Raw genomic sequence first — 12,810 nt, 5'->3', positions numbered from 1 at the left:
GTATCAGGAATAAATTTCCTGATACGGTCGCCCAAGAATTGAAATAATAGTCAACTGCCTTTCTTGTAATCCAACCACATGCTTTTCATGTCCATCGACCAATAGCACGTTGATACCCTGAAAGCAGAAAAACACCCAACGCGCTGTCGGGTTTTGGCAGGGTTTCCGCTTCATGTCCGGGAAAAACCGACTCTGTCGTTTTAGCTCATGCCTAATTCGATGCTGAATCGCCGCATACACTAACAGACACAGCGTCATCACCATCAGCAAGGCTTCTATTCGTTCCGGTTTCTTTAAAAACAGCGAAGAAACCAGAAACTCCGGGCTCTTCAAAAACCGAAAGCCACGCTCTACTGACTGTTGTGATTTGTAAGTACTTAGCACTTCTGCTGTACTCAGCCGACTGTCGTCCAGATCATTCGTCGCCAGCACAAAGCAACCCAGAGAACACTCTGCATCTTTGCGACAGTCAACGGATACCCAAGGATATCCGCTCACATAATATTCAATACTGTCCGGTTTAGAGCCTTTCTCCGGACGACCTACCTTGGTATAGCAGGGTTTCTCAGTAATGACAGGTTCCGCCTGACAATAAATAGTTTTTGACTGCCATTCATCGAACGCACGCAATGCGTCGGTTTCACACTTGAAGGCTTTTTTGGCCAGTTTACTGGTCAGCGCTTCTGCTTCTTTCTCAGACTTCTTTAGCATTTTTTTTCAGCAGTGTTTTTTGTTCGCTCTTTCGAGCCTGCTCGCTGCGGACCAGAATCCAGCGCTGGGAGACACCCGCATGATCTGACAGCATTTCATGACTCTCATAGCCCTCAGCACCCTCCACTGGTGTCATTTCACAAGAAGCGACACTGTCAATCAGTTCTCTGGCTTCTTTGATTTTTGACGGAACCCGGGTGATAAATTGCTGGCCCTGCTGATGAAGTATCTGTACGTTATCTGTTGTATAAAGTGCTGCATCACCAATCAGGTAGCGATTATTCAGGGCTTCCCGGTAGGATTTCAAATGGCTGCTGATGACTTTTTTAAAGTTTTTATTGTCGTTTACGTTGCCACTGGACGCTTTCATAAAAACGGGAATACCGGCCTGATTTTCCGTCATCATCAGCAGTATTGCCTGGTTGAGCTCGGGTCGATGATCCCTGCTGTATCCACGACAGAGTTTGATACAGTGCATATCTTCTTCGTCGACGTCAGATTCGCTGTTATAAACGCCGTCCACATGCAAGCTTGTTGAGTCAAGGTTCAGAGCCTTGCACGGCAGTTTTAAGACATTCACTGCCTTGACAGCCAGCGATAAATAGACCTCACTTACATCCAGTTCAAAAAGCTGATCCAGGGCTCTGCCGAGTACACTGTCGTTAATGTGTTCGGGTTTAATACCGGGCCTGATGAGTTTATCCAGCGGTTTATCAGCATGAAACTCCGGGAACATATGAAGCGTGCGGGCAGTGAACCCAAGGCCGTTAAGCAGCATTGATACTACGGTTTCGCCAAAGGAAATATTCCGGTGTTCAGATTGGTTAGGAACCAGGGAATCCAGATGATTAGAGATACCGAGTTCTTTGCACATACCGGCAACCAAACCCATATGATCGATACGTTGAATGTGGAACTGATGAGGATGCATTGGACATGTTCATTCTGAGAATTTTTTACATTTTAGCCGGTGTAGGGAAATTCTCAGATTGAGTGCTGAATGACGGATGAATTATTGACTCCAAAACTGTCCACAGCTAAAGATGCCGCTTGCCACGGACTAAATAAGCAAAGAGCCTGAAAAGCGACCTTTTCATATTCAAGGGCTCTTAAAAAAAAGACGGTGAATTATAGGACTTTTACTTCTGCTAACCAGCTATTTGCTGATGCTACTTATACGGACCATATAAGTACTAATAATCTCCCCAGAGGTATTGCATCAGCGTAATAGCCACTACTGGTGCCGTTTCTGTTCTGAGAACACGGGGGCCTAACGCCAGTGGATTAAAACGATGACCTTCAGCCAACTCAATTTCCTGAGCGGTTAAACCACCCTCTGGGCCAATCAACAACGATACCGACCCGGGTGGTTGATAACCACTTAATTTCTCTCTGGTTCGATGATGCAGAACAAAGTTCAACTCTGTAGCTCGAGTGGTGAGCCAATCTTCCAACTTAACGGGCGTATGTATGGTCGGTACGATATTACGGCCACACTGCTCACAGGCACTGATAGCCACCTGCTGCCAGTGTTTGACCCGTTTGTCCAGGCGCTCTGCATTCAGCTTTACCTCACAACGTTCGCTCCATAATGGGGTAATGGCGGTTACGCCGGCTTCCGTTGCTTTCTGAATGGCATAATCCATACGTTCACCACGGCTGAGGACCTGGCCAAGCTCGATAGTCAAGGGAGATTGGGCATCACCATCGATAAACGATTCGAGATAAACCGTAACCGACTTTTTGCTAACACTCTCTACCGTTCCCTGCCAGGCTCCCCCTTGACCATTAAACAGCACCAGGGACTCTGTGGGTTTCATTCGCAAAACGCGGCCGACATGATTGGCTGCACTTTCTGCAAGTTCGATGGCACTGTCAGCCTGAAGCGGCTGCTCTGAATAAATGCGGGGATTTCTCATGGGGAGGCACTGGAGTTGAGGCTTATGGGTTATGGGTTATGGGTTATGAGGGAATAGTTAACAGGGATAATAATACCATTCACAATTCCCTCACAACTCATAACCCACAACTCACCAACATCAATCAACCAAAATGCCCAGGTTATCGCAAATACTCTGGCAGGGGGCTGCCTGATTCAGCGTATAAAAGTGCAACCCCGGAGCCCCTCTGGCCAACAATGTCTCACAGAGCCGGGTCACCACCTCTTCACCAAACTGTTTAATACTGGTGATGTCATCGCCATAGGCTTCCAGTTGCTTGCGAATCCACCTTGGAATCTCGGCACCACAGGCATCAGAAAACCGGGCAAGACGGGTATAGTTGTTAATCGGCATGATTCCGGGAATCACAGGCACATCGATACCCAGCGAGTGGATGCGTTCCAGAAAATAGAAATAGCTATCTGCATTAAAGAAAGGCTCTATTTTGATTACGAACTGCTCTACAGTGAAAACTGACTGTAGGTCACGAAAAACAAGGATTGAGCAACATTACCGGACAATATGCTGACAACCTTTGTAGATAAAGGGCTTCAGCAATGTTCAACCCAGTAGCAGTCTGAAATCCTACAAGAGCCTAAAGAAATATTGGGTAATCGTCGAGTTTGCACCAGCATCAACCTTACGTTTGAAGTTTTCCAGATCCTTTTCCATATTCGGTGCCTGAGGATGAACTTCAGGATAAGCTGCAACCTCAATATGGAAGTGATTGCCCGTTTCGTTACGAATAAACTCCACAAGCTCATTGGCATAACGCAATTCGCCACTATCACGCCCCATACCGGAAGGAAGATCACCTCTCAGGGCAACGATACGTTCAACACCCTGGTGGCGGTAAACATTCAGCAGCTCTTTAATCTGCTCACGGGAGTCGCCGACACAGGAAAGATGCGGAGCCGTTGCTATTCGAGTTTGGTTCTGAGTAGCAAGCACGGTTTCAAGGGTTCTGTCCCGTGTTGAGCCACCGGCTCCGTAGGTCACCGAGAAAAATTCCGGACGGTATCTGGCCAGACTGAGCGCATTCTGCTCCAGTTTCCGGGCTCCCTCTTCGGTTTTAGTGGGAAAGAACTCAAAGCTGACAGGAGTATTATTGGTTATTGTATTTGCCATGGCATTCACCAGCAAAGATAGCTGGCTGGTGATGGGACATCAGCCAGCTAAATAGACGGTTAGTATTTGTAATCGTCGCTCTTGAAAGGTCCATCAACAGGTACATTGATGTAGTCAGCCTGATCCCGGGTCAGCCGGGTAATAACGCCACCAAAACCTTCCACCATATAGGCCGCCACCTCTTCATCCAGTTTCTTCGGCAATACCGTGACCGCCAGCTTTTCTGACTTTTGATCTGCAGACAGGTCAGCAAACCCTGCTTCGTAAAGATGAATCTGGGCCAGAACCTGATTGGCAAAAGAGCCATCCATGATACGCGACGGGTGTCCGGTAGCATTGCCCAGGTTCACCAGTCGCCCTTCAGAAAGCAGTATCAGGTGATCATTGGAAGCGCCATCACGGATGATCTTGTGTACCTGGGGCTTAACTTCTTCCCAGATCCAGTTGTCCCGCATGAACTGAGTGTCTATCTCGGTGTCAAAATGCCCGATATTACAAACGACACAGCCATTTTTCAGGGCTTTCAGCATGTGGCGGTCACAGACATGGACATTACCCGTGGTTGTCACCAGCAAGTCGGTGGTGGCCAGCAGCTCCCGGTTGATAGCAGTTTCGGTGCCATCGTTAGCACCATTGATATAGGGTGAAACCACTTCAAAGCCATCCATACAGGCCTGCATGGCACAGATCGGGTCAACTTCCGTCACTTTCACAATCATACCTTCCTGGCGAAGGGAGGCTGCAGAACCTTTACCTACGTCACCATAACCAACCACCAGTGCCTTTTTGCCGGCCAACAGGTGGTCTGTAGCCCGCTTGATGGCATCATTAAGAGAGTGACGGCAGCCATACTTATTGTCATTTTTACTTTTGGTGACCGCATCATTAACGTTGATTGCCGGTACTTTCAAAGTCCCTTTTTCCAGCATATCCAGAAGGCGATGAACTCCGGTGGTGGTCTCTTCGGAAATGCCATGAATATCATCCAGCAGCTCAGGGTACTTGTCGTGTAACAGCAGTGTCAGGTCACCACCATCATCCAATACCATATTGGCATTCCAGGGCTTACCAGCGCCATCGAGAACTGTCTGCTCGATACACCACCAGAACTCTTCTTCTGTCTCACCTTTCCAGGCAAATACCGGTATGCCCGCTGCAGCGATAGCCGCTGCAGCATGATCCTGGGTAGAGAAGATGTTACAGGAAGACCAGCGGACTTCAGCGCCGAGCGCCACCAGGGTTTCGATAAGTACCGCTGTCTGAATAGTCATATGAATGCAACCCATGATCCGGGCACCTTTCAGTGGCTGATGATCACGGTATTTGGCTCTGATTGCCATCAAAGCAGGCATTTCACCTTCGGCAATCTGAATCTCACGTCTTCCCCAGTCCGCAAGAGAAATATCAGCTACCCGAAAGTCCTGAGCCTGAGCAGCACTGTGAAAACCAGCAGTTAAATCAGGATTAGCACTCATAAACAACACCCCGCCCTGCGTATTATCCGAATTGTTTTAGAGTCTAGCAGCGACAACAATCTATATCAATAAATTTTGATATAGGCTAGTCAATTGAACTACTACCAGCACTCTCAAGTCCTAATACCTCTGATAAAGTTTTGACAATAAATTTACTAATCGATCGATAACTCCCCATGCAGACTTCAAACACTCATTCATATAATCCGCCAATTAGCGTAAATAACATTGCTAATTCTGGAAATAATGCCTTCGATCACTCCGCAGAACAGACAGGTGGAAATTTTAGCGGGTATAGCGTTGACAAATATGAACCTGTTTCACATGACCGGAGTTGTTTGATAAATACAACAAATACACGACAAATTGAGCAATATGGTTCACTTCATGATCGCGCCAGTAAAGCCTTGAAACACAAATTTGATGGCTCAGAGCAAACTTTCAAAAGAAAGCTGGCAATCAAGGGCGCGTTACCAAGAGCAGGTACATATGCTCTTGGTTGCTCCGCTATTGCGGGCGGCATATTCGCTACTGCTAGCACTGCCGGCATTGCTGGACCGGCGGTTGTTGCTGGTGAAATAGCAGTGCTCTCAGCTATATTTGGCTACACTGGTGTGATGCATGGAAAACATAAATATTTCATCCATGAAAAAAAATGGTTCCAGCATTTAGTTGATAAAGAGCATATGGAGCTGTTATTGAAAGAGGCTCCTGAAGAAGACGATATAAAGGCACTGGAGGCCTTTGTAGTAAAAGTCAATGAACAGCTATCTGCAGAGCAATTTGATAGTACTTATAAATCTCTCAAAAAAGCTATACCTGGTAAAAACCGTAAAATACTTAAGGACGAGTTAAAAACCATTGGTCCCCATGTTTTTAATATGTATCTGGAGCTGGCAAAACAGCGACATACTCAGAATCCCTGTACCAATACCTCATACGACACCAGCATCGGTACGACTGATGAGTCGGCATACTTATCAGAAGAGATGGAAAAGTTGCAAAAAGCCCTCACCGATACAAGGAAAATCGGTATCGACAACCCTGCCTTTACCGATGATTAACCCCTCAGACAGATAAATCGGGTAAGGGCCGGTCTTTCTCCAGCCCTCCCCACAGCACCCGGCATGCGGGTCCGCACCGGGCGGTTCAACGATGATGGTGAAACCTGATCCATAAGTCTTTCAATGAAACAAGCCCAATTTTCGCGAGGTAACTGTTATTCAGTGCCTGTTGTACCGCATAGGTTTTACTCAGACGGTAATACCCTTTGCTGCTGGCTGCGATCTTGGCGGCGTTAATTTTATCAACGCCTAACCTGACCAGATTCTTAAAACGGGTTTTCGGCTTGCGCCATTGCTTCAGAAAGCAGCAACGGATTCGCCGACGTATCCATTGATCCAGCAGGGGAATTGGTCGGTGATATTCCGATAACCGGAAATACCCCATCCAACCCCGGATATATTGTGCCAATTTGCGTAACCGATGTTGCATTGAGACACCCCAGCGACGACTGGTCAACTTGAGTATCCGGTATTTGAATCGGTCCAGACACTTCTGGGCCCAGCGAACTTTCTTCCCTGTGAAGGTGAAACTCAGGAATTCGCTTTCTGTTGCTTTCACAACTTTACTTTTCCGGGAGTTAATCTTCAGTTTCAATTTGCGTTCAATGAATTGGGTAATGCTGTGCATCACCCGATCCCCTGCACGCTGACTTTTGACGAGAATCACAAAATCATCACAGTATCTTGCAAAGCAATGACCCCGATATTCAAGCTCCTTGTCGAGTTCGTCGAGGACCACATTAGACAGCAAGGGTGATAAAGGCCCACCCTGTGGCATGCCAACCCTGGTCGGGTAGACATTGCCCTCAATCATGACACCGGAGCGCAGGTAGCTACCAATCAGTTTCAGAAGGCGTTTGTCGCGGACCTTACGGGAGACCCTCGACATCAAAACGTCGTGATTAACCGTATCAAAGAATTTACTCAGATCAACGTCAACAGCGTAATGAAGCCCCCGGTTGATCAACTGCTTAACCTGACGGACTCCGTCGTGTGCTGACCGTCCCGGTCGGTAGCCGAAGCTGTTTGGAGAGAAACCCGGATCAAAGACAGGGGTCAGCACCTGCACAATGGCCTGCTGTATGACCCTATCCATCACGGTAGGGATTCCCAGCAAACGCTCACCGCCGTCCGGCTTTTCTATAACATGTCGGCGCACGGGTGATGGCTGGTAGGTTCCGTCCAATAAGGCTTGACGCACTGAAGGCCAATGCTGTTTGGCAAAGTCTGGATAAGCTTCAATAGTGACTCCATCAATACCCGGAGCACCCTTGTTGCTTTTGACCTGTTTCCATGCACTTGCCAGATTAGCCGGTTCAAGTACGCAATTTAGTAGATCATGGTTCAAAGCTGGTTAAAGATTCTGTCGCCAAGTACGGTGAGTCGCCGGACGGCTGCATCGCCTTGAGGGAATCAGTCTCCTCTTTGTCGTCGATGTTCGGCCCTTCGCTAACGACTTCCCATCCGTTAATGGCTTCTGTCGTACAGCTACTATGGCCTCTGCTGACTTCTGTCCAATCACCACGCGGAGTTACCTCTGCTGGCGCTATTGGTTGCCATCGGGTTTGCTCGAACAGGATGATGAGACCTGTTCGCCGAGCCTGTTGTAACCAGTGGCTGAGAACTGGGAATTACCAATCGCATGTTGAACAGATCTCCCCGGATAAGGACATGAACTTTCAGTGCACAACCGCCGCATTTACCGTGTCTCACGAACCATAGGGCTTTGTGATCCTTGGCTCACTCGCCCAGAGACTCAGCCTTATATGCGATTTCTGTACGTCGGCTCGCACCTTTGCACTCAGACTGCCTCCGCACAGCCCCTCGCGGGACTGCACTTGCCTTAAGCTAGTGGTTGTCATCAGCAGGCGTCTTTACCGCCAGTCAGATGTAGGTTCTCCCACAGGGGACTTTCACCCCATCAGTTCATGCCCATGCCGGGCGTACCAAGATATCGGCAACAGCATTGCCACTACCCTGAGTCCGTCATGATTAAAGGCCTGCCGCCTTGCGGAGCTGTTCCGCTTTATCGGTTCGCTCCCAGGTAAACTCTGCCTCTTCACGGCCAAAGTGGCCATAGGCTGCAGTAGCCTGATAAATGGGACGCTTAAGGTCCAGCATCCTCACCAGTCCACCGGCGCGCAAATCAAAATATTCACGAACCAGTTCGACGATTCGCTCATCAGACACCCTACCGGTTCCAAATGTATTAATGGAAATAGAGGTAGGCTCAGAAACACCAATGGCGTAGGACACCTGAATTTCACAACGATCAGCCAGACCGGCTGCAACAATGTTCTTGGCGACATAACGGCCAGCGTAGGCAGCAGAACGATCAACCTTGGACGGATCCTTACCGGAAAACGCACCACCACCATGACGGGCCATGCCACCATAGGTGTCTACAATGATCTTGCGTCCGGTCAGTCCGCAGTCACCGACAGGACCACCAATCACAAAAATACCAGTCGGGTTGATATGATATTTGGTATGTTCATGGAGCCAGCCTTCCGGGAATACAGGCTTGATAATCTGCTCCAGCACTTCACGGCGAATGTCATCCAAAGAGACATCCGGGGAATGCTGGGTAGACAGCACAACGGCATCAACACTCTGAACCCTGCCATTCTGGTCATAACGCATCGTCACCTGACTCTTCGCATCAGGACGCAACCAGGGTAACACTCCATTTTTGCGTAACTGAGCCTGGCGCTTAACCAACTCATGGGCATAGTAAATGGGGGCAGGCATCAGTACAGGTGTTTCATTGGTTGCGTAACCAAACATCAGGCCCTGATCACCAGCACCCTGTTCGCGTTCATTGGTTTCATCCACACCAACCGCGATATCCGGTGACTGTTTGCCAATGGCATTCAGAACCGCAACGCATTCACCATCAAAGCCCAGATCACCATGGTTATAACCAATGCTGGTGACTACGTTTCGAACCAGTTCTTCAATGTCAACATACGTTGTAGTTCGTACTTCACCGGCAACAATCACCATGCCGGTTTTCACCATGGTTTCTACAGCAACCCGTGCTTCCGGGTCATCCTTGATGATGGCATCCAGAATGGCATCAGAAATCTGGTCAGCAATTTTGTCTGGATGCCCTTCAGATACCGACTCCGATGTGAATAGCGAATACTCAGACATAGCCGTTTTATCCTCTTGAAAAAATTGAGTACGCCTCTTTATTCCATGAAACCGTCTTTTCATACAATAAACTTACCAACCGAGGCGTTGCCCAGGTCATCGTTTATTCGGATAGAAAGAAACGTCGGACCTGGATCTGAAAACCATTGCGTAACCCCAGATACTGGGATTCACCGCTGATCAATCCTGCTTTATCCGCCCATTGAGCCAACTCTTCTGCACTGAAACCAAGCCACAGGTCTCCGCAGGACTCTCTTACCCAGGCCTGATCATGATGGCTGAGTTCACTGATAAAAAGGCTGCCACCGGACTTCAATAGTCGGGATGACCAGTTAAAAATATCAGCCGGACTGGGGACATGGTGCAGCACCATATTGATGACGATACAGTCAAATGCGCCGGTCATGTTGCTCAGTGACTGGATCTCCCCATGAACAAAGGTGACATTGCCAATGCTTTGCTGTTTAGCCAGCTGCCGGGAGTAACCCAACATTTTTTCCGAGTTATCCAGCGCGTAGACCAGCTTGAACCCACCAGCGAGGGTTGGCAGAAAGTTTCCCTCACCGGGACCCAGCTCAAGGGCAAGGCTCCGTTCAGGAAAATCTGTAGCCGCAATAAGGTCAGCCACCGTTTCAGCATAGAGCTGGTGCTCAGCAATAAGCTCCTGGTGCTGACGAAATTCTTCGGTATTTCGGGCAAAGAATGCCAGAGACAGCTCCGACCGCTGTTGGCGAATAGCCTGAAACCGCCTGGCAAGATTATCGGGCAGCGTTATGCCATCAATGGCCTGAAACAAAGAGCACACTACTCCTTCGAGATGCCCTGCAGATGAGGGCAGGGCACGACGGTAGAATACCGTGTTCCCCTCCTTGCGGGTTGAGACTAACCCTGCCTGGGACAAAACCTTCAAATGATGACTCATGGCTGGCTGGCGCATATCGAACACACTACTCAGTTCCAGCACACCCAGAGAATCTGTGCTCAAGACCCTGAGGATCTGTAATCTCAGAACATCGCCACTGGCTTTGCTCACCACGGCCAGCTGCCCAAAAGCGTCCGTCAACACACGTCATCCTTTCCAATCACTTAACCGTAAATCATTGACTCATTTACCGGATATCCCAGTCGGTCATTTTAGCAAGGGCCAAAATCTACATCAAAATATTTTTATATACAATCAATAGACATAAGAGATCAAATCCCTGCACTATATTTATGTAGCACTCTTTATGTAGCACTCTTTGCACCCAAACTGCACCCAAACTGCACCCAAACTGCACCCAAATCAAAGCAACCTGTCGAACACAGGATTTGTAGGCAACAGCGGGAGGTAGGAAAGTACGCTGCCTATGGCTAACATTTTATCCGGGGACGCTGCTGGCAATTCAAACTTAATGCTTTATCTGCAAATTGCCATGATGTTCTGTTGCATCTTCAACTTTGACATACTCTGGAATCTGAAAGAGTCTTTGTTAATCACCCGGCTGGGCGCAGAAGCCATTCCCTTTATCAAGCTGGGTGTCGTCATGCCCATCGCTTGCATTTTTTTAATAACCTACAGTTTCCTGGCCAACCGGCTCTGCAAGCGCACACTCTTTGTCGTTGCACTGATCCCTTTTCTGGTCTGGATGCCTTTGTTTTCAGTGGTGATTTATCCAAATCTGGAGTCTTTCGCCCCCATGGCAGCGCTTGACCTGCTTTCCCCACTCATCCCTGAACACCTTCAATTTATTGTCGGCATCATCTATTACTGGCCCCTGACGCTGTTCTTTGCGCTGGCGGAACTCTGGGGATCTGCGGTCATCTGTATCCTTTTCTGGACAGCTGTCAATGATTTACACAATACACAGAGCGCTACCCGACAATATCCCCTGATCACGATGGTCGGAAGCAGTGCATCCATTATTTCAGGCCCTCTGCTTTATTACTGCGTTTCCAGAGAAGTCCTGACGCCTGGCTCGGGCTGGCAGGAGAGTTTGAAGACCTTATCATTTCTGTTCATGCTTTCCGGACTGTTGATTCTGCTGCTCAATGAATACTGCTACCGATTAACTCCGGAAAAACCTGCCGATCCTGCCAGCCAGCCAGCCACCACAACCCATCTGCCTTTGATGGCCAGTGCACGATACCTGTTACGCTGCCCATACCTGGCCAGCATTGCACTGGTTATGCTGGCTTATTGTGTCGCCATCAATATGGTTGAACTGGCATGGAAAAGCCAGCTGGTTCAGCAGTACCCAAATGAAGCGGACTATTCGATGTTTATGGGCAAGGTTGCCTTGATCAATGGCATAGGCAGTCTTGTATGCGGCCTGTTAACACCGACCCTGTTAAACATCAGCTGGTGGGCTGCTGCTTTCGCTACCCCGATCATTCTTACCACAACGGCTCTTCCTTTTTTTCTGCTGGCCATGTTTCAGAAATCACAGATCAGCCTTTTCGGCCTGGGTTGTGTTGATCTGCCCATGATCGCTTTGCAGATAGGGATGTACTGTCACGCTCTTGGCAAGTCGGCAAAATATACGCTGTTTGATGCAACCAAGGAGATTACCTTTGTTCCTCTTGATGCCGAGCGAAAATACAAGGGAAAGGCGGCTATTGAGTTAGTGGTTAGCCGTGTTGGCAAGTCAGGCAGCTCGTTTTTTCAGCAGATTTTAATCACCCTTTTCGGCTCACTCAGCCTTGCCATGTCCTGGCTGGCGGGGGCCTTCATACTGGCCATCGCCTTATGGCTGGTTGCAATCAGGCATTTGGGCAGGCATTACCATGATCGAACGGACCCATAAAAACTGCAGCAGGTAAGATTCAACGGCTGATTATTTACACCCAATGACCATTTAACAGCATTGCACCTCCCGGAGTATGACCTAAACAACCTTTCGCAAGACACTGGATATGACCTGACATTCGTGCGCCAGTTGCACTCCAGGACCACTGACCATGCTGCAAGTATAAATGCCTATCCTCTACTATTTCAGTGACATTGGCCTTGGAGCCATTCTGATATCTACCTTCATTATCACATTTTGCACAGTATCCGCCGGGTATTTTTCCATCGGTATTAACAGGTATGGCATTTATTTTATTGCTAACCTTGATACCGTAATTAGGCAACCTTTTCCGTTTAACCTGTTGCAAAGAACGCTTTGATTCTGTCGACATGACTTTCTTTTCGACAGTTTTCTTCACTATTTTATCCACCTTTGATTCTGGCTTTGATTCTGGCAAAGTAAAAATGTCTTTGGAAGGTGGTTGGTTACCAGCCAAGGGACTCATTCAGTTGGGCCTCCGGTATTTTTTTAAAAGCCTTACTCATCCGACTCGGACAGCAACCAC

General features: G+C 48.4%; 8 protein-coding genes and 2 pseudogenes. 2 read left to right on the top strand and 8 right to left on the bottom strand.

Annotated features, from left to right (window positions below; translation table 11 throughout):
- Positions 1-3: 3 nt before the first annotated feature.
- From MJO57_RS00415 to ahcY, 4 genes and pseudogenes are all read right to left on the bottom strand, one after another.
- Positions 4-1,642: pseudogene (locus tag MJO57_RS00415) on the bottom strand (IS1634 family transposase).
- Between the two features lie 262 nt (positions 1,643-1,904).
- Positions 1,905-2,630 carry a 16S rRNA (uracil(1498)-N(3))-methyltransferase gene (locus tag MJO57_RS00410; RefSeq protein ID WP_252022005.1) on the bottom strand — a complete coding sequence of 242 codons (726 nt, stop codon included), beginning with the start codon at positions 2,628-2,630 and terminating at the stop codon, positions 1,905-1,907.
- A 120-nt stretch (positions 2,631-2,750) separates the two neighbouring features.
- Positions 2,751-3,779 (bottom strand): annotated as a pseudogene (locus tag MJO57_RS33030) (methylenetetrahydrofolate reductase).
- A gap of 59 nt (positions 3,780-3,838) precedes the next feature.
- Positions 3,839-5,254 carry an adenosylhomocysteinase gene (gene ahcY, locus MJO57_RS00395; RefSeq protein WP_252022003.1) on the bottom strand — a complete coding sequence of 472 codons (1,416 nt, stop codon included), beginning with the start codon at positions 5,252-5,254 and terminating at the stop codon, positions 3,839-3,841.
- A gap of 176 nt (positions 5,255-5,430) precedes the next feature.
- Between ahcY and MJO57_RS00390 the strand changes: the two genes are divergently transcribed.
- Entirely contained in the window at positions 5,431-6,318 is an 888-nt protein-coding gene (locus MJO57_RS00390) for a hypothetical protein (protein WP_252022001.1), read from the top strand.
- Positions 6,319-6,403: 85 nt separating this feature from the next.
- Here MJO57_RS00390 and ltrA read toward each other — a convergent pair whose 3' ends face one another.
- The 3 genes from ltrA to MJO57_RS00375 all read right to left on the bottom strand — a co-directional run bounded on the left by ltrA (position 6,404) and on the right by MJO57_RS00375 (position 10,540).
- Positions 6,404-7,666: a group II intron reverse transcriptase/maturase gene (gene ltrA / locus MJO57_RS00385; RefSeq protein WP_252017357.1), complete on the bottom strand. Its 1,263-nt coding sequence runs from the start codon at positions 7,664-7,666 to the stop codon at positions 6,404-6,406.
- A 644-nt stretch (positions 7,667-8,310) separates the two neighbouring features.
- Positions 8,311-9,474 carry a methionine adenosyltransferase gene (metK, locus tag MJO57_RS00380; RefSeq protein ID WP_252021999.1) on the bottom strand — a complete coding sequence of 388 codons (1,164 nt, stop codon included), beginning with the start codon at positions 9,472-9,474 and terminating at the stop codon, positions 8,311-8,313.
- 103 nt (positions 9,475-9,577) lie between these two features.
- Entirely contained in the window at positions 9,578-10,540 is a 963-nt protein-coding gene (locus tag MJO57_RS00375) for a metalloregulator ArsR/SmtB family transcription factor (RefSeq protein ID WP_252021998.1), read from the bottom strand.
- Between the two features lie 328 nt (positions 10,541-10,868).
- On the opposite strand from MJO57_RS00375, the gene MJO57_RS00370 reads away from it, so the two are divergent.
- Complete coding sequence (locus tag MJO57_RS00370; RefSeq protein ID WP_252021996.1) at positions 10,869-12,260, top strand: NTP/NDP exchange transporter; 1,392 nt, start codon at positions 10,869-10,871, stop codon at positions 12,258-12,260.
- 34 nt (positions 12,261-12,294) lie between these two features.
- Here MJO57_RS00370 and MJO57_RS00365 read toward each other — a convergent pair whose 3' ends face one another.
- Positions 12,295-12,750, bottom strand: coding sequence for a hypothetical protein (locus tag MJO57_RS00365; protein WP_252021994.1), 456 nt, complete (start codon positions 12,748-12,750; stop codon positions 12,295-12,297).
- Between the last annotated feature and the right edge of the window lie 60 nt (positions 12,751-12,810).

Source organism: Endozoicomonas sp. SCSIO W0465, from assembly GCF_023716865.1.
GTDB lineage: Bacteria > Pseudomonadota > Gammaproteobacteria > Pseudomonadales > Endozoicomonadaceae > Endozoicomonas.
This window is presented reverse-complemented; position numbering and strand designations above follow the sequence as displayed.